Origin of the sequence: Bifidobacterium choerinum (assembly GCF_002761235.1) — a bacterium.
In the GTDB taxonomy this organism is placed as follows: Bacteria; Actinomycetota; Actinomycetes; order Actinomycetales; family Bifidobacteriaceae; genus Bifidobacterium; species Bifidobacterium choerinum.
Genome location: NZ_CP018044.1, coordinates 1,811,252 through 1,838,028 on the forward strand (window position 1 = coordinate 1,811,252; position 26,777 = coordinate 1,838,028).

The following is a 26,777-nucleotide window of genomic DNA, read 5'->3' on the forward strand; positions in this document are numbered from 1 at the left end:
CACGTTTTCGGCAGGCGGTGGGTGTGCCGAGATTGGCGGCTTGCTGCCGATGAGGGCATCCGATTGCAACGGCGTCTGTCGGCTTGAGGACGTATCGCAATCGGCGCGTCATCGTTACACGGTTCTTGGAGTAGTGGCACCGTGAGGAACTACGATGGAACCACGAAAACATGATGGGCATGATGACGATCCCCGGACTGGATGATTCCTCCGGTTGGAGGAACTCCGCCAGAGGTCGATGTGGACGGCGCAGCGGAACCTGCGAAGACAGGCGAAGGCCCGTGTGCTGTCATCGATTATGACGAAGCTGGCCGCGCGGAGGAAGGCGACGCATAAGAACGACTGAACCGGCATAAGCCGAGCCGCCCACGCCGGCAGCGGACCCGACGTGTCGTCTATCAGCCGGATGACGAATGAGGCCATGCGCGGGTTCTTTGGCCTTCTCGGGGACGCTGAAAATAACTAACGGTACATGTCCCGTAATCTGCAGTGTATGTACTGCGATCGCAGAGCAGCAAAACATGGACAATATGACTCCGGCCCACGCACCTCGGCGCATGGATGCCCCGCCCTTCAGGTCGACACATCGCATGCCGTCGCCATCGTTATATAGTGTACTGTACTGTTATATAGTGTTATATATTCGGTTGCGGCATACGCCACAGCCAACGACGACGGGAGGACGGAGGCATGATGGACATCGTCATCAACGCCGCCTCGATGACGCCGATCTACGAGCAGATCGTGGACCGCATCCGCGCGCTCATCAAAACAGGCGACCTCAGGGCAGGCGACGCGCTGCCCTCGGTGCGCGCCCTCGCGCGGCAATGCGCAATCTCGGCGCTCACCGTGAAGAAGGCGTACGACGTGCTCGAACAGGAGGGACTCGTCGTCACCGTGCAGGGCAAGGGTACCTTCGTCGCCGAGGTCTCGCCGAACATCGTGGCCGAGGAACTCAACCGCCAGATGGAGGAGGAATTCGCACAGGCGATAACCAAGGCGCGCAGGCTGCGATTGGATGACGAGGAGATCATGGAACTCGTCACGCTGCTGCTCGACGAGACGGACGGCGAGGCGACGGATACGGAAGGAGAGACGCGATGAGCGACGACGCGATCACGCTGGACCATGCGACGAAACGATACGCGGACTTCACGCTCGACGTGACGATGCGGGTGCCGAAGGACCGCATCACCGCGCTGGTGGGCGTCAACGGATCAGGCAAGACTACGACGTTCCGAATCATCCTCGGACTCGCCGAACCGGATACCGGATCGGGAACGCTGCTCGGCGCTGACGTCACCCGACTGCCGAACGCCGTCAAGCGACGCGTCGGCTCCGCGCTTGCCGAGGCGTCCTTCGACGCCGTGTTCACCGGCGGGGACATCATCAAGCAGCAGGCGGTTTTCTATCCCGCCTTCGACGCAACGCTGTGCCGCGGACTGCTCGAACGCTTCGGACTGCCGACGGACAAGCCGATGGGCGACTTCTCCACCGGCATGGCCGCGAAGTTCAGGACGATCGTCGCGATGGCGCACCGACCCGAGGTCCTCATCCTCGACGAGCCGACGGCCGGACTCGACGTCGTCGCACGCGGCGAGCTGCTCGACTTGCTGCGCGCCTACATGGAGACGCCGGGGCATTCGATCCTCATCAGCTCGCACAACGCGAAGGACATCGAATCGCTGTGCGACGACTTCTACCTCATCGACCGCGGACGTATCCGCCTGCACGAGACGATCGACCGGCTGCGCGACGACTATGCGACGCTCATCCTCACCGACGCGCAGGCGGCGTCGCTGGATCGCTCGCACATCCTCGCGAACGTGCGCATGCACGGCGCCGTCCATGCGCTCACCGACGAACGACGGTACTACGAGGAGAACATGCCCGGCGTCCAGATCGCACGCGGCGACATCGACGGGCTCATCGCTGTCATGACGATGGCCGGGGAGTCGGAACACGCGCCGACGGCCCAGAAGATCGACGAGGCGACCAGGGAAAGGAGCCTGTCATGAGGGGATTGCTGACCAGGGATATGATCGCGATGGGCAAGAACCGGGCGTTCTTGGCCGTCGTGCTGATGCTGTGCCTGTTCTATACCGTGTCGGACATGTATGTCACAGGCGTGCTGCTCATGCCGATGCTGCTTGCCACGGTGTGCGGGAACATGATCCGCAACGATCTGAGCGCGCCGGTGCGCCGCACGTTGTTCGCGATGCCGTTCGACCGAGGGGAGTATGTGACGGAGAAGTACCTCGTCTCGATCGTCCCGTCCTGCCTGCTCGCGCTCGTGCTGCAGGCGCTCAGCGCCGCCGTCCATCGGCAGCCCGTCACGCAGTCGGCGATGGTCGTCGCCTGCGCGGTGCTGCTCACCGTGATCACCGCCTCGATCGAGATACCGGTGAATGTCATCTTCCGCGACCGCGCGCAGATCGCCCGCGTGTGCATCCTCGCGGTCGTGTGCGCGTTCGTCGGGATCGCCGTGTCGCTCGACATGGGCACCGACGGATTGCTCGCGATCATCGTCTCGATGCCGGCATGGGCGGTGTACGGCATCGGCGCCGCGGCGGGCGCGGCCGTGCTCGCCGTCTCCGTCATGGTGTCGCGGCATGCGCTGCGTGCGGCGCAGCTGTAGGCATGTAAGCGAACGTCGACGGAGTACGGGTTTCTCATTCGCTTTGTCGCAAAGGCGAAAAGCTCCGGGTTCCTTCCCTCTTTCGTCGAGGAGAAGGAACCCGGAGCGAGCGCATGCCGAAAGTCGACGGCTCTATCCGTCAGAGGGTTCTGTCGGTCATCACCGGCAGTTGAACCACTCGAGCATCCGCCTGCTCGACGATTGCGTCGATGACGGCTTGCTGGTCTTCCGCGCGATGCCGGAGGAATATCGAGGACGTCTCCGTGGCCGGTAACGACTGGTTGACCACCCATGCCCACGGTCTGATGCCGGCTCGGGACAGATCCGCCGCCAGGGATTGCGCCTCTAGCATCGGCGTGGTCTCCGGCAAGGTCACCAGAATCGGTCGAGTCACTGCCGTATCTTGCAGACGCTGCAGAGTGGTGGCGGAATCATTGCGCCCGGACTGGCGCATGAGCTCCCGATGATAGGATCCGGCCGCATCCAGCAGCAACAGGGTATGACCGGTGGGTGCGGTATCGAGGATGACCCATTGGTCCCGGGATGTGTCCACAACCTCGGAGAACGCCTTGAAGACCGCGACCTCCTCGGTGCAGGGCGACCGCAGATCCTCCTCCAGCTGCGCATACCCATCGGCGTCCAACGAGGCGCCCTTCGTGGAGAGCACCTCTTTCCGGTAACGCTCCGTGACGGCATCAGGGTCAATCGACGACACGGTCAAGTTCGCAATGCGATCCTGCAGCGACTCATCAAGATGATTGGCAGGATCGGTGGTCGACAGATGCACGGGTTTGCCACGACGGGCCAGCTCGACGGCCAACATCTGCGCCAGAGAGGTTTTCCCGACGCCTCCCTTGCCCATGCAAAGGATGAGCTTCGGGCCACCCTCCGCAAGATCGTCCACCAAGGACGATAGCCCCACCTGCGGTTCGGAGGCAGAGCCAGACGGGTGCGGCTTGGACGTGGGCGCCTCATCCGACATGCCCTCATCATCGTCGACCACTCCCAGTCGCAGCAAATCCTCGACTCCCATAACGGGTCGGACGTTCAGTTCGATGCGCACGGCGGGAACAGCGCCGATGGCGTTTAGCTCCGGATTGGAGCCCAGTCCATCGATGAGTCTCTGCTCGCTGGCGTAGATTGAGTCGGACAGTTCGTCGGTGGCGGCGCGTGCGGGAAGGATCCCGTTGATCACCAGCAGCGACGGCTTGATTCCCATTTCGAGCAGTTCGCCCGTGGAGCGATTCGCCTCACGCAGCGTCGAGATCTGGGCTCTTGCAACCAATACGAGCGAGGTGCGTTCCGGATTGGACAGCACGGCGACCGCGTCGTGATAGGTCTGTCGGTTCTTCTCCAGGCCCGACAACGGTCCGAGGCAGGAGGCGTCGCCGGCGCCCTTGTCGATAAAATTGGACCAGTCTCCCGGCAATGACAGCAGTCTGAGGGTATGTCCGGTCGGCGCCGTGTCGAAAACGATGTGATCATATCGGGAGGTGACGTCCTCATTCGTCAGGTAGTCGACGAATCGGTTGAAGCTCGCGACCTCTACCGTACAGGAGCCGGAAAGGGTCTCCTCGGTCGTCGCCAGCACTTCGGGCGGCAGCAGTCCACGAACCGGCCCGAGGATGGACTCACGATACCGCTCGGCCTCCGCCTCCGGATCGATCTCGATTGCGTCGAAACGGGCGGCTCCAGGTATGAGATCGGTCAGCGCCGTTCCGTCCGCTCCGATTTCGCGACCGAACACCTGTCCGATGTTCGAAGCCGGGTCGGTCGACACCAGCAATACGCGCCGTCCGCGGGCGGCCGCGCGGGCGGCCAGCGAGCAGGCCACGGTGGTCTTTCCGACGCCGCCCTTGCCGGTGAAGAACGTGAATTTCGCAGTGAGTTCCGGAAGGGACGTCAACGGCATCCTCCCTTGCAGCAGCAACCGGATTCGCCGGACGGCGAGGAGGGGTTTGCCTGAGTGTCCGCTCCGGCATATCGGCGCAGCTGATCGAGCTGCGGATAGACACCGGTGCCCACGATCGTGCCGTCGACCACAGTCACAGGCAAGCCATCCGCGCCTGCGACCGCAAGATAGGCCTTCACCGGTTCACATGCCGCAAAATCCGCAGGCTCGGAAGCCAGATTATGCCTGATGACGCGTATGCCCTCCTTGTCCAAGGAGAGCAGAGCCGCGTTGAAATCAACGAGGGCCTGGTTCACCTCGCCACCGCAGACGCCGGAGGAACAACACAAAGCCGGTTCGTATATATCAATCTGACGCATGACATGCTCCTTACATTTCGATGAGCGTCGAATCGTTATTGATACTACTATACGTTTCGATGAACGTCAAAATGTATGGTAGAATTGTTGGCATGACACAGAATTCCACCCCTCATTGCTGCCCGTCCTCGCCGCCGATCGCCGACGGCGACCGATGCCAGCAGGCGGCGCATGTGCTCGCTGCGCTTAGCGACGTCACGCGCCTGCGGCTCGCCGTCTTCATCTACCGTTGCTCACCGAATCCCGTATGCGCCTGTTCGTTCCCCGAAGTCTTCGGCATCAGCCGCTCCACCGTCTCGCATCATCTGACCCGTCTGGTGGACGTTGGCATATTGAGACGAGAGCAGCAGGGCAAGTGGGCCTACTATTCCATCGATCCGGACTTCGACGTCAGGCTCCTTGACGTCATCTCCGAGCATATGCCCCAAGCGTGCACCCCCCGGATGGCAACGAAGAAGTCCACCATCCTGTTCGCCTGCCGCCAGAATGCAGGACGTTCCCAAATGGCGGCCGCGATCGCGGAGCACCTTGCCGCCGCAGACGTCACCGTCATGAGCGCCGGCACCCAACCCGCCGACGAGGTGCAGCCCGAGGTGCGCGAGGTGCTGTCCGAAATCGGTCTCGTCCCACTGTCCGCGCCGGAAAAGCTTGATCCCGCAAAGATCAGGGAGGCCGACTGGGTAATCACGATGGGGTGTGGAGAATCCTGCCCGATATTCCCCGGAACCCATTACGAGGATTGGGACGTGGACGATCCTTCGGGACAGCCGCTGGACGTCGTGCGCAAGATTCGCGATGGCATCGATGTACGGGTGCGCGAGCTGCTGGGCCGGATCGGCTGATCTTCGACGGGGGCACGGAGGTGCTCGGCGATGCGTGGTTGTGCACACTTCCGTGTTACCCCTTGAATTCCTCCTTGAACCATGGCGCGCAGATCGCATGTGCCGCCATCGGCAGTCGCGGCCGCGTCATTGTCGACGCGGCCGCCCGATCCTGCGATTCGCCCGTACCTTTTATATATGTGATCTATATATATGCGGCCGCATGCGCGATACCCGCACCCGACTACTCCTGCGACGCCGACTCGTCGGAGCCGTCGGTGCCCATGTCCACGGATTCGAGTGCAAGCACGCCGCCGTTCGCCTTCGCGTCGTCGGCGAGGCCGCGGAACAGCACCTGATAGCAGCCGGCATCCTTGACGCCGTCAGTCATGCATTGCGCGTCGAGGCCGCTCGCCGTGGCGCGCACACGGTAGCCTTCGTGGGCGTCCTGATTGACGGCGAGCACGAAGAGGTCGCCGTCCTTGCCGTCATGCCACTGTCCGGACAGGTCCGCCGGATTGGCGGGGAAGGACGTGGAGACGGCGTAGTAGGCGCCGTCGAGCTTGACGTCGGCGTACTGCAGGAACTCGAACTGCATGAGCTCGCTCTGCCCCTTGACGTGTTCGGGGATGAGCGTCGTGTGATGGTCGTCCTTGCCGCGCGTCGTCGGCATTGGCATATGCGGCCATGCTTCGGACGTGTCATGGAACATGACCATATCGCCATTGGAGGCGCGCCACGTCGTCGTTTCGAATTCGTTGGCCGTCAATGGTGTGCCCATATCAGCGGTGTGCTCGCTCCAGACGGCGTCCATCCGTTCGGCATCCCATGAGGAGGACGACGCGGACGAGCCGCAGCCGGCGAGAGCGGCCGTCATGATCGCCGCCACGGCGAGCGCGGCCGTCTTCGTCAATCGTGTGGTCATCGGCATCCTCAAATCGTCTTGTCGTACGGAACTGCTTGCTGTGCCTCAGTATAACGACGGTCCGCGCAATCGCATGGATGCATACGCGATCCCCACGAATCATGCACGATCGGCAATCGCGTACTCATCACTGCACTTTCGCCTTCGCGAACCATGCGATGGAACCGGAGACGTGCGGCGGCCATGTTCTCGTCAGCCGCGCGCCGGCACCGGCGTCTGCATCAGCAGGTCGGTCTGCCGGTCGTGGCCGACGACGAAGGTGTGGGAGCCGCAGCGTGTGAACCCGAAACGCTTGTAGAACGCGATCGCCGGGTCGTTGTGTTCCCAGACGCCCAGCCATGTACGCGTCTTGCCCTGGGCGCGCGCCATGTCGAAGGCGGTGTGCATCAGATTGGTGCCCAGACCGTGGTGCTTGTAGTCGCGCAGGATGTACAGCCGCTGGATCTCCAGACTGTCGTCGCCCATCGGCTCCGTCTGGGCGGCGCCGATGTTCGTCTTCATGTAGCCGGCCGGCTCGCCGTCGACGCTGGCGACGAGGAAGACGGAGTCCGGGTCGTCGATCTCGCGCTGCAGCTCGTCGCGGGAGAGGTTGTTCGCGAAGTACTCGTCCAGGTCCTCCTTCGTGTTGGTGTCGGCGAAGGTCTGCGCGAAGGTGTCGACGCTCAGCGCCCTGATGACGTCGACGTCGTCGCTGCGATCCATCTGTATCATCGGCATGTCATCAATGCTCCTTTCGTTGCCTCCAGTGTAGGAGGGCGGCGTTCGACGCCGGCTGAACGAGGGCGTCGCCGACGGGGCGCCATGATGTGACACGCCGGTTTGGCGACGGCGGCGATATACGGTAAAGTGACGGTTCGTGCCCGGACGATGCATGTCGCACCGCGCACATGCGGACATAGCTTAGTTGGTAAAGCGCGACCTTGCCAAGGTCGAGACCGCGGGTTCGAGTCCCGTTGTCCGCTCTCGTCAGTCATCTTCACGTTCCCCGATATGCCAGGGGAGCGTTCTCACGGAGGTCAACGGACACTTGCGGATCTGAATGCGGTGAATGAATCAGTCGGCCAGCCACGTCCAGCGTGCTGCCGTGTTCTCCTGCGTCCGCCGGCCATCCATCCGTATCGTTTGCCGCCCATGCGCACGCACCGCGGTCTCATTCACCGATCGTCCCGATCTTTCGCAGCACGCCATATCGGCAAAGGAACCGTACATGGCCACGACACTCGATCTGCATGACATCTCCTATATCTATGAAGGCGCGCCCGAAGCGCTGTTCGACGTCGTCGACGCGACGCTGCCGCAAGGTTGGACGGCGCTGCTCGGCGACAACGGCTGCGGCAAGACGACGCTCGCCCGCATCGTCTGCGGCGCATTGACGCCGACGCACGGCGCCGTCAACCCATCACCCTCCACGCTCGTCGTCGCCTACTGCGAACAGGAGTGCGCGCATGAGCCGGCGAATCTCGACGCGCTGCGCGACGACTGGTCGCCCCAGGCGATCGCGCTGCGCGACACGCTCGGCATCGGCGATGACTGGCCCTACCGCTTCGCGACGCTTTCCGGCGGCGAGCGCAAACGCCTGCAGGTGGCGTGCGCGCTGCATGGCACGCCGGACCTGCTCGTGCTCGACGAACCTACGAACCATGTGGACGCGGACACCCGCGGCGCGGTCGCCGAGGCGATGCGCGCATACCGCGGCATCGGCGTGCTCGTCTCGCACGACGTCGAGCTCATCGACGCCACCTGCACGCAATGCCTGATGTTCACGCGTCGCCACATGGGCGGCCGCAACCGCACCGTGCTCGAACGTTACGCCGGCGGCTACACGAAGGCACGGCGGACGCATGAGCTGCGCCGCGCCGAGGCCGTCGGCGAACTCAAGGCGGCGCAGGGCAGGCGGCGCGCGCTCGAGAGTGCGCGTGACGCCCGCCGTGCGATGATGGACGCCGCGTCGGCACGCAAGCACGGCGGCCATCTGATCGACCGTCATGACCATGACGCGCGCAACACGCACAAATGGAACGAGAAGCAGGCGGACAAGGCGAGCGCCGCCGCGTACCGCGCGCTCGGCAGCCGTCTCGAGGCGGCGCGTCGCGAGGCCGCTTCGATCGAGACGGACGCGAAACGCTACGACGGCGAGATCCTGCTGGACATCACGCCGTCGTCGCGCAGGGAGCTGGCGCATGTGCCGGCCGGCATCCTGCGTTTCGGCGACGCGGCGGGCGGCGCCGGATGCGTCGCCGTATCCGAACTGACCGTCGACGGCATGCGTTGGCATGCGCGGAAGGTCGGCGATGCGGACGGGGCGGCCCAAGGCTGTCCGGGAATCCGCGTACCGCGTCTGGGCGTCGGCCCGCGCGACCACATCGGCGTCGACGGCGCCAACGGCACCGGCAAGTCGACGATCGTGCGCGCGCTGCTCGGATCGGTCGACGACACGGTGCCGACGTTGTACATCGGGCAGCTTCCGCAAGCCGGCGCCGATGCGCGGCTGCTCGCGCGGCTGCACAGGCTCGACGACGCCGACAAGGCGCGGGTACTGTCGATGGTCGCGCAGCTCAACGACGACCCCGACCGGCTGATGCGAGGGCGGGATCCGAGCCCGGGGCAGCTGCAGAAGCTCGCGCTGTGCATCGGGCTGCTGGACGGACCGCAGCTCATCGTGCTCGACGAGCCGACGAACCATCTCGACCTGCACTCCAAGCAGGCGCTGGCGCGCTTCCTTCGCGGCTATCCCGGCGCGCTCGTCGTCGTCAGCCACGAGCGGTGGTTCCTCGACGAGGCCTGCGGTTCCGCCGAGTGAGCGGGACGTTCGCCTCCCAAGGCGCCAGCCGGTATCATATGGCGCAAACCGACGCAAAGGATGTACGGATGACGTTGACCTACCATTACTGTTCGCTCGAAACCGCCTGCGCGATCATCTCGAACGGGTCGCTGCGGCTGTGCGACATCACGAAATCCAACGATTCCGCGGAGATCACGTACGGATACGCGGCGGCCACCGACAGCCTCAGACGCGCCGGCCTCGTCGCGGGATCGGGCGCCGCGCTGCGTTTCACCGACGACTGGGTCGACATGCTGCGCCCCGACTACCGCACGCTGCTGCGCGAGGCGCTCGGCGAGCATCTGCTGCCACCGAACCGTCTGTGCTACGCTGTATGCCTCTCCCAGAAGCCGGATCAGCTCAGCCAGTAGCGCGCCTACGGCGACGACGGACGGGGAGTGGCGCTCGGCTTCGAGCTGTCCGACTTCACGAAGTCGCCGCCGTCGTTCACCATCGTCGACGACGGCGACCATCCGTTGGAAAGCCATATGATGACGATGTACCGGCCGATCATCTACGGCCATGGGCGCAGCGCGGCGTATTTCGATATGCTCGCCGCACGCATCGCGCGCGACGTGCACGGGCTGCGCGACGCCGGCGACGGCGGATGCGACGCGATCCGGGCGCGGCTGCTCGACGCCACACTCGAATTCATCGCGTCCACGGCGTTCTGTAAGAAACGCTTCTTCCGCGAGGAACGCGAATGGCGGCTCGCCGTGTGGGGGCCAAGTGCGAACATCGAACGGTTCGGACAATTGCAGGACGCGCTGGCCGCCGCCCTGCCGCAGCGCTTCGCCGGCGTCGTCACCCATGCGCGGTTCCTCGTGCTGCCGCGCGCCGACCGCCTGGTGCCGACGCTCGACCTGGGCATCAACCCGCGGCGGACTCTGCGGCACGTCGTCATCGGACCGCGCTGCGCGGCGGGCGTTCCGGACATCCGGATGCTGCTCGCATCCGCCGGCGTCGCAGGCATCGACGTCACACATTCGCGGGGCACGTATCGGTGAGGGCGGAACGGTTCCACCCACGTCACGGAACCTCCGGCGCTTTGTCTGCGCTGAACCCTAAGTTGTGTACCTGTAATCAACAGTCCAGGTCTGCACCTCGTACCGCGGACCCAGATAGACAAGGACGACACCCATGGCACAGAACACCATCTCCATCACGGTCAACGGCGAAGCGAAGGAGGTGGATGCAAGCCAGACGGGCGTCGAACTGTTCGCCGACGACAAGAACATCATCGCCGTACGCCTCAACGGCGAACCGCGCGACCTCTACACGCCGCTCAAGGACGGCGACGTCGTCGAATCGATCGCCCTCGACTCCGAGGACGGCATCGCGATCATGCGTCATTCGGCGACGCACGTCATGGCGCAGGCGGTGCAGGAGATCCGTCCCGACGCCAAGCTCGGCATCGGCCCGGTCATCGAGAACGGCTTCTACTACGACTTCGACGTGGCCGAACCGTTCACGCCCGACGACCTCAAGACGATCGAGAAGCACATGCAGCGCATCATCAAGTCCGCGCAGCGCTTCTCCCGCCGTGTCGTCACCGAGCAGGAGGCGATGAAGGAGGAGGCCGACCAGCCGTACAAGCTCGAGCTCATCAAGGACAAGGAGGACGCGCTCGACACCGAGGCGGCCGTCGAGATCAGCGACAAAGAGCTGAGCATGTACGACAACATCGACCGCGACGGCAACGTCGTGTGGACCGACCTGTGCCGCGGACCGCACCTGCCGAACACGCGCTTCATCAAGGCGTTCAAGCTTGAACGCGCAGCCGCCGCATACTGGAAGGGCTCCGAGGCGAACCCGATGCTGCAGCGCATCTACGGCGTGGCGTTCCCGACGAAGGATGAGCTCAAGGCCTACCAGACGCGCATGGAGGAGGCCGCCAAGCGCGACCACCGCAAGCTCGGCCAGGAGATGGACCTGTTCTCCTTCCCGGAGGAGATCGGACCGGGCCTGGCGGTGTTCCATCCGAAGGGCGCCGCCGTCATCAACGCGATGGAGGACTACTCGCGCGAGATGCACCGCAAGCACCACTACAGCTTCGTGCAGACCCCGCACATCACCAAGGGCGGCCTGTACGAGACCTCCGGCCACCTGCAGTGGTACAAGGACGGCATGTATCCGCCGATGCACCTCGACGAGGAGAAGGACGAGAACGGCAATATCGTCAAGCAGGGCTTCGACTACTACCTCAAGCCGATGAACTGCCCGATGCACAACCTCATCTTCAAGTCGCGCCAGCGTTCGTACCGCGAGCTGCCGCTGCGCCTCTTCGAGTTCGGCACCGTCTACCGCTACGAGAAGTCCGGCGTCGTGCATGGCCTGACGCGCGTGCGCGGCCTGACCCAGGACGATTCGCACATCTACTGCACGCGCGAGCAGATGCGCGACGAGCTCAAGAGCCTGCTGACCTTCGTGCTCGACCTGCTCAAGGACTACGGCCTCAACGACTTCTACCTCGAGCTGTCCACGAAGGACGAGCATAAGTTCGTCGGCTCCGACGAGATCTGGGAGGAAGCGACGAACACGCTCGCCGAGGTCGCCGAGGAATCCGGCCTCGAACTCGTCGCCGATCCGGGCGGCGCCGCGTTCTACGGCCCAAAGATCTCGGTGCAGGCGCGCGACGCGATCGGCCGCACCTGGCAGGTCTCGACGATCCAGCTTGACTTCAACCTGCCGGAACGCTTCCAGCTCGAGTACATCGCGCCGGATGGCACGCACCAGCGCCCGGTGATGATCCACCGCGCGCTCTTCGGCTCGATCGAACGCTTCTTCGCGATCCTGCTCGAACACTACGCGGGTGCGTTCCCGGTGTGGATCGCGCCGGTGCAGGCGCTCGGCGTACCGGTCGCCGACGAATTCGCGCCTCATCTGCAGCACTTCATGGACTCCCTCGAGGAGGACATGGTGCGCGTCGAGACCGACCTGTCCGACGACCGCTTCGGCAAGAAGATCCGCAATGCCTCGAAGTCGAAGGTGCCGTTCATCATCATCGCCGGCGAGGAGGATATGAACAACAACGCGGTGAGCTTCCGCTTCCGCGACGGCAGCCAGCTCAACGGCGTGCCGGTCGACCAGGCGAAGGCGTGGATCCTCGAGGTCATCGCCAAGCGCGTCCAGGTCAACAGCGTCGACGACTTCCGCAAGGCGACCGGCCAGCCGTCCGAGGACGTCGAGTCCGACGTCTCGGACACCGACGCCGAATGATCCGCTAGCCAAGGCCGGGATACGCCGAACGGTCGTACCCCGGCCTTCCTGCGTCCGTGCGCGGGCGGACATCGCCCCGCCCGCGCGCGTTATCTTCGTCCTTTTCTATTCTTCTTGTACGGAAAGGCTCCAACGTGGAGCCCACGAGCACACCGGGAACGACACATCATGCTGGAAAAGCTTCGACCATGGTTCAAGCGCCTCATCAACCCCATCGCGAAGGGCATGGTGAAGATCGGCCTGACCGCCAACGCCGTCACCGTCATCGGCGCCGTCGGCACGATCGTCGTGGGCATCGCCACCGGCGTCACCGGCTGGCTGTTCTGGGGGGCCCTCGCGATGGGGCTGCTCGTCATCTTCGATTCGCTCGACGGCTCGGTCGCGAAGCTGACGAACGGCGGCACCCACTTCGGCGCCTTCCTCGACTCGACGCTCGACCGCGTCGCCGACTGGGCCGTGCTGCTCGGCGTCATCATCTACTTCTTCATGCGCAGCAACGCGGCGCTGCTCGCCGACGGCCGCTACGACGTCGTCGCGCTCGTCGGCATGGGCGCCGCGATCTACGCGATCATGACGTCCTTCGTCACCTCATACATCCGCGCACGCGCCGAATCGGTGGGCGCCGAGGCGAAGGGCGGCATCGCCACGCGCTCCGACCGCCTGACGATCATCCTCGTCGGCATGGCGATCAGCGGACTGACGCATCAGGACGCCTGGCTGATGGCGACGATGTGCATCCTCGCGCTGCTCGGCACGATCACCGTCGGCCAGCGCATCCACGAGGCGCGCGCGTCGATCGAAGCGACGCTCGACGACGCGGACAAGGACTGACATGGCCAATGCGATGGCCTGGGTCGCGCGGCATCCGCATGCGATCCCCGAACGCATCGTGCGCGGCGCGTTCCTCGCCGGCGCCGACATCGCATGGCTGGCGCACGTCGGCTCGGTGCGCCAGCTCGAACGCAATCTCGAACATGTGCTCGCATGGTCGTCGGACGACGACGTCGACGCCCGGACGCTGCGCAGGCGTGCACGCAGGCTATCGCGCAGGGGCATGCGTTCCTACTTCACCTACTTCTCCGAGGCGCTCACCGTCGGCGCGAGCGACCGTGACCGTCTGCTGGCGCGCATCCGCGGATCCGGAGACGGCCTCGACTCGCTCGTCGCGCTCACGTCGCCCGACGGGGGAGCCTCGTCGGCGCCGATCGCGATGGGCCATCAGGGCAACTGGGACTACGACGGCTTCTGGGCGCAGTTCGACGTGGCGCCGGTGACGACGGTGGCCGAGAGGCTCGCCGACCCGGACATGCTCGACGTCTTCGTGTCGATCCGCGAGCGCCTCGGCATGCGCATCCTGCTGACCGGCACGCCGCATCTGACCGAACGGCTCGAGGAGGCGCTCGGCGAGCCCCACGTCCTCGTGCCGCTGCTCGCCGACCGCGACCTGAGCCGGCACGGCGAGTTCGTCGAGGCCTTCGGCTCGACGATCCGCGTCGCAAGGGGGCCGGCGACGCTCGCCTACGACACCGGCCTGCCGCTGTACGTCGTCAACACATACCGTGAGCGGCTCTCCGGCGAGCGCCGCCGCGCCGCCGGCACGCCGTACGGCTATGTCTGCGAGGTCAGCGGTCCTGTGGACATCGACGAATACCGCGGGCTCGGACGCGAGGAGGCGATCCGGGCGATCAGCCAGGCGTGGGTCGATGTCTGGGCGCGGGGCATCGCCGCGCATCCCGAGGACTGGCATATGCTGCAGCCGATCTTCCTCGAGGACCTCGATCTGTCGCGGCTCAAGGACGTGCCGGCCTCGCTGTTTGCGTCGGCGCGTGCCGACGGCTGAGGGGCGCGAAGTCCATTCGGTCGGCGACAATGCTCTGTATGTCTTCGCAGGAACCAGCATCCATCGGCGTGCGGGCGTCCGATCGCCCGTTGCGCGTCGGCATCGTCTGCCCGTATTCGTTCGAGACGCCGGGAGGCGTGCAGAACCATATCCGCGACTTCTCCGAGGCGCTGATGCGCCGCGGGCACTCCGTATCGGTCTTCGCGCCGGGCAGGCGCACGAAGGACATGCCGCTGTGGGTGCAGACGAACGGCTCGTCGTTCGCGATTCCCTACAACGGCTCGTGGGCGCACTTAAGCTATTTCCTCGCCGCCGGGCTGCAGACGAGGCGCTGGGTGCGTCAGGGGCAGTTCGACATCGTGCATCTGCATGAGCCGGAGGCGCCGTCGGTGAGCCACAAGCCGCTCGTCATGCGCGGAGCGCCGCCGATGGTGGCCACGTTCCATGCCAGCATCGAGCCGTATCCGCGGGCGCTGCACCTGTTCCAGCGCTATCTGCATTCGTATCTGGAGCCGCTGAGCGAGGCGATCTTCGTCTCGCCGGCCGCGCAGCGCACCGCCGACCACTATCTGCCCTCCTCGATCAGTCGCCACGTCATCCCCAACGGCATCGACCGCGCCTCCTATCTGCGCGCCCGTCCCGACGAACGGTGGAAAGGCACCCCCGAGCATCCGACGATCGGCTTCCTCGGACGCCTCGAGGAGGATCGCAAGGGTTTCCCGATCTTCGTCGACGCGGCCGCGCATGTGCTCGAACGCCATCCGGGCGCCCGCTTCCTCGTCGTCGGCGACGGCGCCGACGAGGCGTCCAAGGCGATCGCCGCGCGAGACGGGGGAGCGGCGCTGCTCGAGCGCTTCGAGTTCCTCGGCCGCGTCGACGACGACGACAAGGCGCGCTTCTACAAGTCCCTCGACGTCTATGTGGCGCCGCAGACCGGCGGCGAGAGCTTCGGCATCGTCCTCGCCGAGGCGATGGCGGCGGGATGCCCGGTCGTGGCCTCCGACCTGCCGGCCTTCGTCGACGTGACCGAACAGGGGCGCGACGCCGTGCTGTTCGCCAACCGGGACGCCGCCGATTGCGCCGAGCGCATATGCGACCTGCTCGCCGACCCGGCCCGCCGCAGGCGCATCGGGAGGGCCGGACTCAAGCGTTCCCGGGACTTCGACTGGGAGACCGTCGTCGACGAGGTGCTCGCCGTCTACCGCGACGCCCTGTCCGAGCGGCACGGCGCCTTGTCTTAGAAGCGCATTAGAATCAACACGTTTCGTAATATCCATCACCTGTCTAGGAGCATTATGTCAGGGCATTCCAAGTGGGCGACCACCAAGCACAAGAAGGCCGCCATCGACGCCAAGCGCGGCAAGCTGTTCGCCAAGCTCATCAAGAACATCGAAATCGCCGCCCGTCAGGGCGGCGGCGATCCCGACGGCAACCCCTCGCTCTATGACGCCATCTACAAGGCCAAGAAGGCCTCGATGCCGGCGGACAACATCAAGCGCGCCGTCAAGCGCGGCTCCGGCGAGGAGGCCGGCGGCGCCAACTACGAGGACATCGTCTACGAGGGCTACGCCCCGGCGGGTGTGGGCCTGATCATCGAATGCCTCACCGACAACCGCAACCGCGCGGCCGCCGAAGTGCGTTCGACGCTCGGCAAGGGCGGCGGCTCGCTCGCGACGACCGGCTCGGTGAGCTTCAACTTCGAGCGCAAGGGCGCGATCGTCGTCCCGTCCGAGGGCGTCGACTTCGACGACCTGTTCGAGAAGGCGGCCGAGGCGGGCGCCGAGGACGTCACCGACGACGGCGAGACCTACACCGTCGTCACCGACCCGTCCGACCTGACCGCCGTGCGCCAGGCGCTGCAGGACGCCGGCATCGACTACGATTCCGCGGACCTCGTCATGATGCCGAAGAACGAGATCGAGCTCTCGCTCGACGACGCCCGCAAGGTCGCCCGTCTGATCGACAACCTCGACGACCTCGACGACGTGCAGAACATCTACAGCAACTGGACGGCCTCGGACGAGGTCATGGCACAGCTCGACGAGGAGTAATCCCCGTTGATCATCCTTGGAGTCGACCCCGGCCTGACACGGTGCGGAGTCGGCGTGATCGAAGCCGGCGCACCCCGCCGGCTTTCGTTTATCCACGTCGACGTCGTCCGCTCCGACCCGCACATGTCGCAGGACCTGCGTCTGCTGACGATCTACAACGGCATCGCCGCCAAGCTCGACGAGTTCATCCCGGACACCGTCTCGATCGAGCGTGTGTTCGCGCAGGAGAACCGCAACACCGTGCTCGGCACCGCGCAGGCCGCCGGCGTCGCGATGCTCGCGGCCGCGCAGCGCGGCATCCCGGTCGCGCTGCACACGCCGACCGAGTCGAAGCTCGCCATCACCGGCAACGGCAAGGCGCAGAAGGTGCAGATGGAGCGCATGGTCGCCCGGCTGCTCAACCTCAATGCGCCGCCTACGCCGGCCGACGCCGCCGACGCCCTCGCGATCGCGATCTGCCATGCGCTGCGCCCGGCCGGCGCACTCGAAGGCGGCGAACGCGAGCAGCATCTGACGAAGGCACAGCGCCAATGGGCGCAGGCGGCCCAGCACGCCTCGCGCCGCGGCGGCGTCCGCAGAGGCATGTAGACTACCGAACATCTGTTCGAAAACCAACGAAAGGCGGGCATCGCATGATCGGCATGCTCAACGGCGTCGTCGCCCAGATCGATGCGACGACGGCGCTCATCGACGTCCACGGCGTGGGATTCGAGGTGCGGATGCCGAGCGCCGACCTGGGCGCGCTGCGCGTCGGCGCGACGACGACCGTGCAGACGTCGATGAGCGTGGCGCAGGACGCGATCACATTGTTCGGATTCCTCACATCGGGGGAGCGACGCATGTTCCTGCAGCTGCAGAAGGTCAGCGGCATCGGGCCGAAGGTCGCGCTGTCGCTGCTGTCGACGCTGCCGAGCGACCAGCTCGTCCAGGCGATCCGCGACGAGGACGCGGCGGCCCTCGCGAAGGCGCCGGGACTGGGCAGGAAGGGCGCGCAGAAGATCATCCTCGAGCTCAAGGGGTCGATCGACCTGTCCGCGACGCCGGCGAAGGACGACGGCACGACGCGGCGCATGCCGCAGGACGCCGGCGTCGACCGCGTCGTCGAGGGGCTCATGTCCCTCGGATGGAAGCAGCAGGAGGCGCAGCAGGCCGTCGACGCCGTCATCGAGGACAACGGATTCGCCACGCCGTTGGCCAACGAGGCCGTGTCCGACGTGCTCAGGCTCGCATTGGCGTCGATGGACAGGGGAAGGTGAGGCATAAGGATGGCAGTCGACGATTTCGACGTCTTCAGCGCGGACAACAGCAACGCGAACGAGGAGTCGCTGCGCATGGTGTCCGCGAACGCCGTCGGCAACGAACCGGTGAGCGACGAGGAGCTGCGTCCGCACATCCTCGAAGGCTTCATCGGCCAGCCCCGGCTCAAGGCGCAGCTGCAGCTGTTCCTCGACGCGGCGCGCAAACGCGACGTGCCGCCTGACCACATCCTGCTCGCGGGCCCTCCGGGACTGGGCAAGACGACACTGGCGATGATCGTGGCGAACGAGCTCGGCGTGCCGATCCGCGTCACCTCGGGCCCGGCGATCCAGCATGCCGGCGACCTCGCGTCCATCCTCAGCTCGCTCGACGCGGGCGAGGTGCTGTTCATCGACGAGATCCACCGTCTGCCGCGCGCCGCCGAGGAGCTGCTGTACATCGCGATGGAGGACTTCCGCGTCGACGTCATGGTCGGCAAGGGCCCGGGCGCCTCATCGATCCCGCTGACGCTGCCGCGCTTCACCGTCGTCGGCGCGACGACGCGCGAGGGCATGCTGCCGTCGCCGCTGCGCGCGCGCTTCGGCTTCACCGCGCATCTCGACTTCTACCCGACCGAGGAGCTCGAGAAGCTCATCGAACGTTCGGCGAATGTGCTCGGCCTCGAGCTCGACGAGGGCTCCGCGCACCAGCTCGCGCGCCGTTCGCGCGGCACGCCGCGCATCGCGAACCGCCTGCTGCGCCGCGTGCGCGACTGGGCTATCGTGCACGACCTTGACATCGTCGAACCGGACGACGTCAAGGAGGCGCTGGCGCTCTACCAGATCGACACCGAGGGCCTCGACCGCCTCGACATCGCCGTGCTCAACGCGATCATCCGCAACTTCAACGGCGGGCCGGTCGGCCTCAACAACCTGTCGGCGATGGTCGGCGAGGAGGCGGAGACCGTCGAGACGGTCTGCGAGCCGTATCTTGTGCGCGAGGGCTTCATGATGCGCACCCCCAAGGGCCGCGTCGCCACGGCCAAGGCATGGGAGCACCTGGGCCTCGAGCCGCCCGAGGGCGCCGCCGCCGATGTCAGCAAGCTATTCTAGACTGAACCTTCCGTACACCGCATTTCAACCGTTCCCACGGTCGTCCCTCTTGCAAGGAGCCCTGTCATGAGCATGGATTACATCTTCCTCATCGTTCTTCTCGTCGCCATGATCCTGATGATGGTGTTCCAGACGAGGAAGGCGAAGAAGCAGCAGGCGGAGCGCCAGAGCTTCTGGAAAAACCTGGACGCCGGCACCGAGGTGATCACGATCGGCGGCGTCATCGGCAAAGTCGTCGAGGTCGACGAGGAGTACGACGAGATCGTCATCGACTCCGAAGGAAGCATCCTGCGCTTCTCGTCGAAGGCCATCAGCCGCGAGTACATCCGCCCGGCCTACGTCTCCGACGACGACGTGGACGAGAACGGCAACCCGCTCGTCAAGGACGGCGAGCACGACGCCGACGGCCCCAAGGAAATCACGACCGAGGTCGACGAAAGCGCAACCGACGCCGACGGCGACGAGGTCGACGTCGAGGAGACGGAGACGGAGACGAAGAGCACGAAATCCCCGTACGACGAGGACTGACGAACGACCACCGACAACAGGGGAGAACTGCCGACCATGACTTCCACGGACATCACGCTCACCGATCCCACATCGATGGACAAGGCGGATGCCGACTACCTCATCGCGCTCATGCGCATGATCCCGGGATTCCCCAAGGAGGGCATCCTGTTCCGCGACATCATGCCGGTCTTCGCCGACGCGCGCGGCCTGTCCATCCTGATGGACGCGCTCGTTTCGAACCTGTCGATCGCGAACGACGAGTTCGACGCCATCGCCGGCCTCGAGGCGCGCGGATTCCTCTTCGGCCCCCCGCTCGCCGAACGGCTCGGCAAGGGATTCATCGCCGTGCGCAAGGCCGGCAAGCTGCCGCCGCCCACGGTCCGTGAAAGCTACGCGCTCGAATACGGCGAGGCCTCGATCGAGATCGAACGCGACGCGATCCGGGAGGGCGAGCGCATCCTCATCGTCGACGACCTGATCGCCACCGGCGGATCCGCGTCCGCTGCCCGCGATTTGGTCATCTCATGCGGCGGCGTCGTCGCCGGATTTAGTTTTATCATGGAGCTTTCGGGACTCGACGGCGTCAAGGCGCTCGGCGACTACCCGGCGAGCTCCCTGCTGACGATGCCCGCCTGAGCGTCGCCGCACCACCGCCCATTGCAAGAGGAATCCATGGATCTATACGAATACCAAGCACGCCAGCTGCTTGACGAACAAGGCATCGACACACCGCGAGGGATCTTCGTCCAGCGCATCGAGGACGTCCCGCAAGCGGCCGAGACGATCGGATACCCGGTCGTCGTCAAGGCGCAGGTCAAGATCGGCCACCGCGGCCAGGCCGGCGGCGTCAAGATCGCCCACGACCGCGACGAGGCCGTCCGCGCCGCCGAACAGATCCTGCCGATGACGATCCACGGGCACAAGGTGCGCGGCGTGCTCATCGCCGAGGCCGAGTCCGTATTGCACGAATACTACGTGTCGATCTCCGTGGACCGCTCTTCGCGCGACTTCGACGTGCTCGCGACAGCCAACGGCGGCACCGAGGTCGAACAGATCGCCAAGGAGCACCCCGAATCGGTCAAGCGTCTGCACATCAGCGCGCTCGAGGACTTCGACCGGCGGGCGGCCACCGCGATGGCGCAAAGCATCGGCTTCTACCACGCCGACGTCGACCAGGCCGCCGACATCCTGCTCAGGATGTGGAAATGCTTCCACGACAACGACGCGACGCTCGTCGAGATCAACCCGCTCGCCAAAGTCGGCGACCCGGACGACGAGTCCACGAAGCGCCTGTGCGCGCTCGACGCGAAGATCTCGCTCGACGGCAACGCCGCGTTCCGCCACGACGGCTGGGCGCGCTTCGACGATTCCGCCACGGCCGACCCCTACGAGCGCAAGGCGGCCGAGCACGGCCTGCACTACGTGCACCTCGACGGTCAGGTCGGCGTCATCGGCAACGGCGCGGGCCTCGTCATGAGCTCGCTCGACGCCGTGTCCTTCGCCGGCCAGGAGCAGGGGACCGGCATCCAGCCGGCGAACTTCCTCGACATCGGCGGCGGCGCGTCGGCCGAGACGATGTGCCAGAGTCTCGAGATCGTCCTGTCCGACCCGCAGGTCGAGTCGGTGCTCGTCAACGTCTACGGCGGCATCACCTCCTGCGAGCAGGTGGCGCTCGGCATCATCGAGGCCATCGAGCGGCTCAACGTCACGAAGCCGATGGTCATGCGCTTCGACGGCAACGCGGCGGCCGAGGGGCTGACGATCCTCGCCGACGCGGACATCCCGAACATCCATGTGGCGGCCACGATGGAGACGGCCGCTTCCGAAGCGGCCCGACTCGCCGCGCAGGCGAAGGAGGAGACCAAATGACCGTCTTCATCGAGGATGACGCACCCGTCATCGTCCAGGGCATGACCGGACATCAGGGCATGACGCACACCGCGCGCATGCTCAAGGCGGGCACGAACATCGTCGGCGGCGTCAACCCACGCAAGGCCGGCACGTCGATCGCGTTCGAGGACGCCGCCGGCGAAACGCTCGACATCCCGGTGTTCGCCACCTGCGCCGACGCGAAGGCCGCGACCGGTGCGAAGGCGAGCGTCGTCTTCGTGCCGCCGAGGTTCGCGAAGGACGCCGTCGTCGAGGCGGTCGAGGCCGGCTTCGAGGTCGTCGTCGTCATCACCGAGGGCATCCCGGTCGCCGACAGCGCCTACTTCGTCGAACTCGCGCTGCAGCGCGGCGTGCGCATCGTCGGGCCGAACTGCCCGGGCCTGATGACGCTGCCGTCGGGCGAGGGCTCGCACGGCGTCAACCTCGGCATCATCCCCGACGGCATCGTCGCCCGCGGCCCGCTCGGCCTCGTCTCGAAGTCGGGCACACTGACCTACCAGCTTATGGGCGAGCTGTCCGACATCGGCTTCACCGCCTGCCTCGGCGCCGGCGGCGACCCGATCGTCGGCACGACGCTGCAGGAGGCGCTCGAGGCCTTCGAGGCCGATCCGGACACGAAGGCCGTCATGATGATCGGCGAGATCGGCGGCAGCGCCGAGCAGGACGCCGCGAACTGGGCGAGCGAGCACATGACGAAGCCCGTCGTCGCCTACATCGCCGGCTTCACGGCCCCCGAAGGCAAGCAGATGGGCCACGCCGGCGCCATCGTCTCCGGCGGCAAGGGCACCGCCCAGGACAAGCAGGAGGCGCTCGAGGCCGTCGGCATCCGCGTGGGCAGGACCCCGTCCCAGGCCGCGCAGTACATGCGTGAGGCGCTGGCGCAGATCGGATGAGCAGGACGAAGCTGATCCCCTGGTTGCGAGGCATCGCCGCGTCCTGCGTGGCGATGCTCGTCTACGCCGTGCCGCTCGGCCTCCTGATGGCGCTCGTCCTCCTCGTCGCCGCGATGGAGGAGGGCGGCGACACGATGTCGTCGTTCACGGTGCCGCTGACGCAGGCCGTCGTATTGCTGTCCCAGGGCGTCGGCTTCCATACCTCCTCGATCGTCGTCACGATCGTCCCGCTGCTGCTCACCTTCCTGCTCGTCGCGCTCATTCGCACCGTCTTCCGCCGCATGGGCACCGACCCGCGCGGCTACGTCACCGGACTGGCCGCATGGCTCGTGTTCGACCGGCTGCTCGAGAACAACCTGACCGTCGCGCTCAACGATTCGACCTTCCTCGTGCTGTGCAAGGGCGCGCTCGTCTTCACGGTCGGCTTCGCATGGGCCTTCCTCCAGGACCGCGGCCGCCTTGAGCCGCTGCGCGGCTATCTGCGCGCGCAGCTGTCCGCGCCGATCCGCCACGTCATCGCCGTCGGAGTGCGGCTCGGCGTGCTCATCGTCGCCATCGTGCTGCTGTGCGGCCTCGGCACCGTCATCGCCTGGATCGCGCTCAACCACCATGCCGTCGGCACCTCATTCGACGTCATGCATGTGCAGACCGGCTCGCGCATCCTCATCTGCGTCATGGCCGCCGCATGGCTGCCCAACCTCATGCTGTGGGCCGTCTCGTGGCTGTTCGGCGCCGGGTTCTCGGTCGGCGACCTCGCGACGTTCACGCTCGCCGAAGGCTCGACGGCGCATCTGCCGGCCCTGCCGATCTTCCGTCTGTTCCCGCAGCCGGTCGCCGACCCGACGATCCGCCTGTGCGTGACGCTCATCCCGCTCGCCATCGGCTTCGCGCTCGGCCTGCTCGTGCTCGTCGCCCGGCGCGGCTTCGGGCTGCGTCCGTCGCAGGCGAGGAGCGCCGAGCCGCGCGACCTGCTGTTCGCCTACGCCTATCCGGTGGGCGCGTTCTGCATCACATCCGTCGTCGTCTCGCTGCTGTGCACGCTGCTGTACGCGCTGTCCGGCGGCGCGCTCGGCACGAAGCACCTCGCGTCCGTCGGCGTCGACGTCCGCCATGCCACCAACGCCACGGCGCGTCCGTGCGCGTTGGGTCTGTTCCTGGCCTGGGGCACGATGCTGCTCCTGACCGCCATCGTCCTCGCCGTCCGCACGCTCATCGCGCGCCGCGGCGCCACGGAGTCCGCCTCCCGCTGCGCGAAGGCGCGGGGCGCCTCCTCGCAGCGGGAGGCCGGCGGGGACGCAACCACAGAGAAGAAGCCGTTCACCGCACGAGTGGTGAACTCAACCCAGCAACCAAAGGAGAAGCAAGGTGACGACAACGAACCGACCGCTACGACGGGCATTGGTATCGGTCTTCCATAAGGACGGCATCGAGGTCCTCGCCAAGGCGTTCATCGACGCCGGCACGCAGGTGGTGTCCACCGGTTCCACCGCGAGCAAGCTCGCCGAACTCGGCGTGGACGTCACGGAGGTGTCCCAGGTCACCGGTTTCCCGGAATGCCTCGACGGCCGCGTCAAGACCCTCGACCCGCACATCCACGCCGGCATCCTCGCCGACATGACGAACGAGGACCATGCCCGCCAGCTCGAGGAGTTCGGCATCCAGCCCTTCGACCTCGTCATCGTCAACCTCTATCCGTTCGCGGACACGGTGCGCTCGGGCGCGAGCGAGACCGACGTCATCGAGAAGATCGACATCGGCGGCCCGTCGATGGTGCGCGGCGCCGCGAAGAACAGCGCGACCGTCGCGATCGTCACCGATCCGGCCGACTACGCGCTCGTCGCCGAACGCATCGAGGACGGCACCGGCTTCTCGCTCGAGGAGCGCCGCTGGCTCGCCGGCAAGGCCTTCGCGCACACCGCCGCCTACGACGCCACGATCAACGAGTGGACGGCGGCCCACTGGCCGAAGCCCGCGTCGATCGACGACGCACCGGCGGACGCCGACCCGGTCGAGGAGGCCAGGCTCGCCAAGTTCCCGGCCGCCTTCACGCGCACCTGGAACCGCGCGCACGTGCTGCGCTACGGCGAGAACCCGCATCAGGATGCCGCGCTCTACGTCGACCCGCTCAACATGCGCGGCTTCGCCGACGCCGAGCAGCTCGGCGGCAAGCCGATGAGCTATAACAACTACGTGGACGCCGACGCGGCGTGGCGCGCCGTGTGGGACTTCGCCCCGCAGATCGCCGTCGCCGTCGTCAAGCACAACAATCCCTGCGGCCTGGCCGTCGGCGCGACCGTCGCCGAAGCGCACCGCAAGGCGCACAGCTGCGATCCGATGAGCGCCTACGGCGGCGTCATCGCGACGAACGCGACCGTCACGCTCGAGATGGCCGAAGGCGTGCGCCCGATCTTCACCGAGGTCATCGTCGCCCCCGACTACGAGCCGGAGGCGCTGGCGCTGCTGCAGGCGAAGAAGAAGAACCTGCGCATCCTCAAGGTCGCCGAGCCGCCGAAGGCGAAGCAGCAGTTCCGTCAGATCGACGGTGGCCTGCTCGTGCAGTCCACCGACCTCATCGACGCGCCGGGCGACGCCCCGGACGCCTGGAAGCTCGTCGCCGGCGAGCCGGCCGACGCCGCGATGCTCAAGGACCTCGAGTTCGCATGGCGCGCCGTGCGCTGCGTCAAGTCGAACGCGATCCTCATCGCCGACGACATGGCGACGGTCGGCATCGGCATGGGCCAGGTCAACCGCGTCGATTCGGCGAACCTCGCCGTCGAACGCGCGAACACGCTCGACGACGGCCGCAACCGCACGAAGGGCGCCGTCGCGGCCTCCGACGCGTTCTTCCCCTTCGCCGACGGCGCGCAGATCCTCATCGACGCCGGCGTCAAGGCGATCGTGCAGCCGGGCGGCTCGATCCGTGACGAGGAGGTGTTCGAGGCGGCGCGCAACGCGAACGTGACGATGTACGTCACCGGCACGCGCCACTTCTTCCACTGATCCGTCACCGGACATGCGAAAGGGTCCGTGCCGCAGGGATTTCCCTGCGGCACGGACCCTTTCGCGTTCGCGCCTTCGCCGACGGCCTCCGGTCCGGCGGATCGCCGCCGGTAGTAGGATGGTCGGTGTCCCGACCGCCGAACCGCCAAGGAGCCTTATGATGAACGCGCATCATCCCTATGTCTCGGAGCACCATGAGGGCAGGCCGTGGTTCGAATGGTGCGTCGCCGGCCTCGTCGTCGCGGCCACGGTGCTTGCGGCAATGGGGGAGCCGATGGTCGCCACGGCGGTCGTGTCCGTGACTTCCATCGGCTCCGGTGTGGTGCGGCTGATCTGCCGGGAACGCAGTCCCTGGAAGGTCAGGTCGGTCGCCTTCGACGCCGTGTGCGGCATCGGCTTCGGCGTCGTGCTAGCGCTGCTGTACCTCGCCATCCGCTTCATCCGCTGAATCGGCGCCGTCCGCCGTCGCCGGCGCCTCGGGCGTCTGCACGTCGACGGACTCGGTCTCCTCATAGACGTCGACGGCGGGCGCGGCCCCGTCGGCCTCATGCTCGGCGTGGTCGGCCTCGTCGCCCTGCGCCATCGCGGCCTCGGCCGCGTCGACGTCCATCGCGGCGCCGTTGTTCTCGCGCGCATGCGCGAGCTGCGCGACGATCATGACGAGCGCGACGATCGCGGCCGCGAGGATCGCGGTCACCCAGAACACCCACAGCTGCGAGAGCGGATTGACGGTGTGGGAGCCCTCCTCGTGCTGCGCGAAGACGGCGACGCCGGTGGCACGCATCGGGTTGATCGACGCGCCGGTGATCGGGGCGGCCATCGCGGCGGCGGCCGCATAGGCGACGCCCATCGTGACGGCGGCGGAACGCGTCGTGCGTCCGTTGCGCTTGAGCGTCGTCATCGCGGCGGCCACGACGATGATCGACGCGAGCAGCTCGACGACGATCGCCATCGTGACGCCGTAGGTCAGACCGTACTGGCTCATGCTCGCATAGGTCAGGCTGTTCACGTCGTAGCCGTTGATCGCCATCATCGTCCACTGCGACTTGTTCACCGTGTCCGAGCTCGGGATGAGGAAGACGAAGAGCGCGCCGGCGACGAGGCCGCCGAACACCTGCGCGATGATGTAGAACACGCCGTCGCGCACGCGCGTCTTCGACGTGAGCATCGCCGCGACGGTGACGGCCGGGTTGAACTGCGCGCCGGAGATGCGCGCGAAGATCGACGTCATCGCGCCGTAGACGACGCCGGTCGCGACGACGATGAACGCGAGGTTGAGTCCGAAGCTCACCACGCCGAACGAGCTCACCATGTAGATCGCGAAGCAGATGAGCAGGCTGCCGGCGAATTCGGCGCCGAGGCGGGCCCAAATGCTGTGGCCGTCGTTCTGCACGGCGGCGTCCTCGCGGACGTCGACCGTGGAATCGTTATCAACAGCAGTCATAGATATATTCCTTTGCGGTACTTGAAGCCATGGTGAAGACCATGGCTGGGCCGTCGCTGTTCGGCGGCCACGCTGTACAATACTAGACAGTGGTCCTGCCGTCGCC

General features: G+C 66.2%; 27 protein-coding genes and 1 tRNA gene. 23 read left to right on the forward strand and 5 right to left on the reverse strand.

The genetic code is table 11. The annotated features are described in order from the left end of the window. Nucleotides 1-690: 690 nt before the first annotated feature. The 3 genes from BcFMB_RS07335 to BcFMB_RS07345 are packed head-to-tail and all read left to right on the forward strand — an operon-like array spanning nucleotide 691 to nucleotide 2,638. Entirely contained in the window at nucleotides 691-1,104 is a 414-nt protein-coding gene (locus BcFMB_RS07335; RefSeq protein WP_232513783.1) for a GntR family transcriptional regulator, read from the forward strand. Next, on the forward strand, nucleotides 1,101-2,018 hold the full coding sequence (locus BcFMB_RS07340; protein WP_099721420.1) for an ABC transporter ATP-binding protein: 918 nt from the start codon (nucleotides 1,101-1,103) through the stop codon (nucleotides 2,016-2,018). Before BcFMB_RS07335 ends, BcFMB_RS07340 begins: the two co-directional genes overlap by 4 nt. Next, nucleotides 2,015-2,638, forward strand: a complete 624-nt coding sequence (locus BcFMB_RS07345; RefSeq protein ID WP_081707898.1) for an ABC-2 transporter permease — start codon at nucleotides 2,015-2,017, stop codon at nucleotides 2,636-2,638. The genes BcFMB_RS07340 and BcFMB_RS07345 overlap by 4 nt, the downstream gene beginning before the upstream one ends. Before the next feature lie 139 nt (nucleotides 2,639-2,777). Here BcFMB_RS07345 and arsA read toward each other — a convergent pair whose 3' ends face one another. Then, on the reverse strand, nucleotides 2,778-4,550 hold the full coding sequence (arsA, locus tag BcFMB_RS07350) for an arsenical pump-driving ATPase (RefSeq protein WP_099721421.1): 1,773 nt from the start codon (nucleotides 4,548-4,550) through the stop codon (nucleotides 2,778-2,780). After that, complete coding sequence (gene arsD, locus BcFMB_RS07355) at nucleotides 4,541-4,909, reverse strand: arsenite efflux transporter metallochaperone ArsD (protein ID WP_099721422.1); 369 nt, start codon at nucleotides 4,907-4,909, stop codon at nucleotides 4,541-4,543. Before arsD ends, arsA begins: the two co-directional genes overlap by 10 nt. A gap of 92 nt (nucleotides 4,910-5,001) precedes the next feature. On the opposite strand from arsD, the gene BcFMB_RS07360 reads away from it, so the two are divergent. Then, the gene (locus tag BcFMB_RS07360) at nucleotides 5,002-5,751 is read left to right on the forward strand and encodes a metalloregulator ArsR/SmtB family transcription factor (RefSeq protein ID WP_081707901.1); all 750 of its coding nucleotides are present in this window, start codon (nucleotides 5,002-5,004) and stop codon (nucleotides 5,749-5,751) included. Nucleotides 5,752-5,974: 223 nt separating this feature from the next. Here the strand turns inward: BcFMB_RS07360 and BcFMB_RS07365 are convergent, their stop codons facing one another. Beyond that, nucleotides 5,975-6,655, reverse strand: coding sequence for a hypothetical protein (locus tag BcFMB_RS07365; RefSeq protein WP_157775199.1), 681 nt, complete (start codon nucleotides 6,653-6,655; stop codon nucleotides 5,975-5,977). A gap of 192 nt (nucleotides 6,656-6,847) precedes the next feature. Further along, nucleotides 6,848-7,372: a GNAT family N-acetyltransferase gene (locus tag BcFMB_RS07370; protein WP_099721424.1), complete on the reverse strand. Its 525-nt coding sequence runs from the start codon at nucleotides 7,370-7,372 to the stop codon at nucleotides 6,848-6,850. Nucleotides 7,373-7,544: 172 nt separating this feature from the next. Here BcFMB_RS07370 and BcFMB_RS07375 point away from each other — a divergent pair. The 19 genes from BcFMB_RS07375 to BcFMB_RS07465 all read left to right on the forward strand — a co-directional run bounded on the left by BcFMB_RS07375 (nucleotide 7,545) and on the right by BcFMB_RS07465 (nucleotide 25,675). Continuing rightward, a tRNA-Gly gene (locus BcFMB_RS07375) sits at nucleotides 7,545-7,617 on the forward strand. Between the two features lie 245 nt (nucleotides 7,618-7,862). Next, the gene (locus BcFMB_RS07380) at nucleotides 7,863-9,455 is read left to right on the forward strand and encodes an ATP-binding cassette domain-containing protein (RefSeq protein ID WP_099721425.1); all 1,593 of its coding nucleotides are present in this window, start codon (nucleotides 7,863-7,865) and stop codon (nucleotides 9,453-9,455) included. Nucleotides 9,456-9,523: 68 nt separating this feature from the next. Next, on the forward strand, nucleotides 9,524-9,847 hold the full coding sequence (locus BcFMB_RS07385) for a hypothetical protein (protein ID WP_099721426.1): 324 nt from the start codon (nucleotides 9,524-9,526) through the stop codon (nucleotides 9,845-9,847). Between the two features lie 27 nt (nucleotides 9,848-9,874). Then, a complete protein-coding gene (locus tag BcFMB_RS07390; RefSeq protein ID WP_099721427.1) occupies nucleotides 9,875-10,483 on the forward strand; it encodes a hypothetical protein in 609 nt (202 codons plus the stop codon). A 133-nt stretch (nucleotides 10,484-10,616) separates the two neighbouring features. Further along, a complete protein-coding gene (thrS, locus tag BcFMB_RS07395; protein WP_099721428.1) occupies nucleotides 10,617-12,695 on the forward strand; it encodes a threonine--tRNA ligase in 2,079 nt (692 codons plus the stop codon). A 168-nt stretch (nucleotides 12,696-12,863) separates the two neighbouring features. Continuing rightward, nucleotides 12,864-13,526, forward strand: coding sequence for a phosphatidylinositol phosphate synthase (gene pgsA, locus BcFMB_RS07400; protein ID WP_024540389.1), 663 nt, complete (start codon nucleotides 12,864-12,866; stop codon nucleotides 13,524-13,526). Between the two features lies 1 nt (nucleotide 13,527). Continuing rightward, entirely contained in the window at nucleotides 13,528-14,535 is a 1,008-nt protein-coding gene (locus BcFMB_RS07405) for a phosphatidylinositol mannoside acyltransferase (protein ID WP_024540390.1), read from the forward strand. A gap of 38 nt (nucleotides 14,536-14,573) precedes the next feature. Then, nucleotides 14,574-15,776: a glycosyltransferase family 4 protein gene (locus BcFMB_RS07410; protein WP_232513784.1), complete on the forward strand. Its 1,203-nt coding sequence runs from the start codon at nucleotides 14,574-14,576 to the stop codon at nucleotides 15,774-15,776. Nucleotides 15,777-15,830: 54 nt separating this feature from the next. Next, the gene (locus tag BcFMB_RS07415; RefSeq protein WP_099721430.1) at nucleotides 15,831-16,586 is read left to right on the forward strand and encodes a YebC/PmpR family DNA-binding transcriptional regulator; all 756 of its coding nucleotides are present in this window, start codon (nucleotides 15,831-15,833) and stop codon (nucleotides 16,584-16,586) included. 6 nt (nucleotides 16,587-16,592) lie between these two features. Continuing rightward, on the forward strand, nucleotides 16,593-17,174 hold the full coding sequence (gene ruvC / locus BcFMB_RS07420; RefSeq protein ID WP_024540393.1) for a crossover junction endodeoxyribonuclease RuvC: 582 nt from the start codon (nucleotides 16,593-16,595) through the stop codon (nucleotides 17,172-17,174). Nucleotides 17,175-17,218: 44 nt separating this feature from the next. Beyond that, nucleotides 17,219-17,842: a Holliday junction branch migration protein RuvA gene (ruvA, locus tag BcFMB_RS07425; protein WP_024540394.1), complete on the forward strand. Its 624-nt coding sequence runs from the start codon at nucleotides 17,219-17,221 to the stop codon at nucleotides 17,840-17,842. Between the two features lie 9 nt (nucleotides 17,843-17,851). Further along, the gene (gene ruvB, locus BcFMB_RS07430) at nucleotides 17,852-18,934 is read left to right on the forward strand and encodes a Holliday junction branch migration DNA helicase RuvB (protein WP_099721431.1); all 1,083 of its coding nucleotides are present in this window, start codon (nucleotides 17,852-17,854) and stop codon (nucleotides 18,932-18,934) included. A 72-nt stretch (nucleotides 18,935-19,006) separates the two neighbouring features. After that, entirely contained in the window at nucleotides 19,007-19,462 is a 456-nt protein-coding gene (gene yajC / locus BcFMB_RS07435) for a preprotein translocase subunit YajC (RefSeq protein WP_099721758.1), read from the forward strand. A 36-nt stretch (nucleotides 19,463-19,498) separates the two neighbouring features. Next, complete coding sequence (locus tag BcFMB_RS07440) at nucleotides 19,499-20,080, forward strand: adenine phosphoribosyltransferase (RefSeq protein ID WP_099721432.1); 582 nt, start codon at nucleotides 19,499-19,501, stop codon at nucleotides 20,078-20,080. Nucleotides 20,081-20,101: 21 nt separating this feature from the next. Further along, entirely contained in the window at nucleotides 20,102-21,313 is a 1,212-nt protein-coding gene (sucC, locus tag BcFMB_RS07445; RefSeq protein ID WP_257790234.1) for an ADP-forming succinate--CoA ligase subunit beta, read from the forward strand. Then, nucleotides 21,310-22,227, forward strand: a complete 918-nt coding sequence (gene sucD / locus BcFMB_RS07450; RefSeq protein ID WP_099721434.1) for a succinate--CoA ligase subunit alpha — start codon at nucleotides 21,310-21,312, stop codon at nucleotides 22,225-22,227. Before sucC ends, sucD begins: the two co-directional genes overlap by 4 nt. Next, nucleotides 22,224-23,645 carry a cell division protein PerM gene (locus tag BcFMB_RS07455; RefSeq protein ID WP_099721435.1) on the forward strand — a complete coding sequence of 474 codons (1,422 nt, stop codon included), beginning with the start codon at nucleotides 22,224-22,226 and terminating at the stop codon, nucleotides 23,643-23,645. Before sucD ends, BcFMB_RS07455 begins: the two co-directional genes overlap by 4 nt. Then, a complete protein-coding gene (purH, locus tag BcFMB_RS07460; RefSeq protein WP_099721436.1) occupies nucleotides 23,593-25,227 on the forward strand; it encodes a bifunctional phosphoribosylaminoimidazolecarboxamide formyltransferase/IMP cyclohydrolase in 1,635 nt (544 codons plus the stop codon). The genes BcFMB_RS07455 and purH overlap by 53 nt, the downstream gene beginning before the upstream one ends. A gap of 160 nt (nucleotides 25,228-25,387) precedes the next feature. Beyond that, the gene (locus BcFMB_RS07465) at nucleotides 25,388-25,675 is read left to right on the forward strand and encodes a hypothetical protein (protein WP_024540402.1); all 288 of its coding nucleotides are present in this window, start codon (nucleotides 25,388-25,390) and stop codon (nucleotides 25,673-25,675) included. Here the strand turns inward: BcFMB_RS07465 and BcFMB_RS07470 are convergent. Next, the gene (locus tag BcFMB_RS07470; protein ID WP_099721437.1) at nucleotides 25,637-26,671 is read right to left on the reverse strand and encodes an aquaporin; all 1,035 of its coding nucleotides are present in this window, start codon (nucleotides 26,669-26,671) and stop codon (nucleotides 25,637-25,639) included. The two genes, BcFMB_RS07465 and BcFMB_RS07470, sit on opposite strands and share 39 nt — an antisense overlap. Nucleotides 26,672-26,777 lie beyond the last annotated feature (106 nt).

Coding starts and splice junctions, on each gene's coding strand:
- BcFMB_RS07335 (WP_232513783.1), top strand. CDS start 691: ATGATGGACATCGTCATCAACGCCGCCTCGATGACGCCGATCTACGAG.
- BcFMB_RS07340 (WP_099721420.1), top strand. CDS start 1,101: ATGAGCGACGACGCGATCACGCTGGACCATGCGACGAAACGATACGCG.
- BcFMB_RS07345 (WP_081707898.1), top strand. CDS start 2,015: ATGAGGGGATTGCTGACCAGGGATATGATCGCGATGGGCAAGAACCGG.
- arsA (WP_099721421.1), bottom strand. CDS start 4,550: ATGCCGTTGACGTCCCTTCCGGAACTCACTGCGAAATTCACGTTCTTC.
- arsD (WP_099721422.1), bottom strand. CDS start 4,909: ATGCGTCAGATTGATATATACGAACCGGCTTTGTGTTGTTCCTCCGGC.
- BcFMB_RS07360 (WP_081707901.1), top strand. CDS start 5,002: ATGACACAGAATTCCACCCCTCATTGCTGCCCGTCCTCGCCGCCGATC.
- BcFMB_RS07365 (WP_157775199.1), bottom strand. CDS start 6,655: ATGACCACACGATTGACGAAGACGGCCGCGCTCGCCGTGGCGGCGATC.
- BcFMB_RS07370 (WP_099721424.1), bottom strand. CDS start 7,372: ATGCCGATGATACAGATGGATCGCAGCGACGACGTCGACGTCATCAGG.
- BcFMB_RS07380 (WP_099721425.1), top strand. CDS start 7,863: ATGGCCACGACACTCGATCTGCATGACATCTCCTATATCTATGAAGGC.
- BcFMB_RS07385 (WP_099721426.1), top strand. CDS start 9,524: ATGACGTTGACCTACCATTACTGTTCGCTCGAAACCGCCTGCGCGATC.
- thrS (WP_099721428.1), top strand. CDS start 10,617: ATGGCACAGAACACCATCTCCATCACGGTCAACGGCGAAGCGAAGGAG.
- pgsA (WP_024540389.1), top strand. CDS start 12,864: ATGCTGGAAAAGCTTCGACCATGGTTCAAGCGCCTCATCAACCCCATC.
- BcFMB_RS07405 (WP_024540390.1), top strand. CDS start 13,528: ATGGCCAATGCGATGGCCTGGGTCGCGCGGCATCCGCATGCGATCCCC.
- BcFMB_RS07410 (WP_232513784.1), top strand. CDS start 14,574: ATGTCTTCGCAGGAACCAGCATCCATCGGCGTGCGGGCGTCCGATCGC.
- BcFMB_RS07415 (WP_099721430.1), top strand. CDS start 15,831: ATGTCAGGGCATTCCAAGTGGGCGACCACCAAGCACAAGAAGGCCGCC.
- ruvA (WP_024540394.1), top strand. CDS start 17,219: ATGATCGGCATGCTCAACGGCGTCGTCGCCCAGATCGATGCGACGACG.
- ruvB (WP_099721431.1), top strand. CDS start 17,852: ATGGCAGTCGACGATTTCGACGTCTTCAGCGCGGACAACAGCAACGCG.
- yajC (WP_099721758.1), top strand. CDS start 19,007: ATGGATTACATCTTCCTCATCGTTCTTCTCGTCGCCATGATCCTGATG.
- BcFMB_RS07440 (WP_099721432.1), top strand. CDS start 19,499: ATGACTTCCACGGACATCACGCTCACCGATCCCACATCGATGGACAAG.
- sucD (WP_099721434.1), top strand. CDS start 21,310: ATGACCGTCTTCATCGAGGATGACGCACCCGTCATCGTCCAGGGCATG.
- BcFMB_RS07455 (WP_099721435.1), top strand. CDS start 22,224: ATGAGCAGGACGAAGCTGATCCCCTGGTTGCGAGGCATCGCCGCGTCC.
- BcFMB_RS07465 (WP_024540402.1), top strand. CDS start 25,388: ATGAACGCGCATCATCCCTATGTCTCGGAGCACCATGAGGGCAGGCCG.
- BcFMB_RS07470 (WP_099721437.1), bottom strand. CDS start 26,671: ATGACTGCTGTTGATAACGATTCCACGGTCGACGTCCGCGAGGACGCC.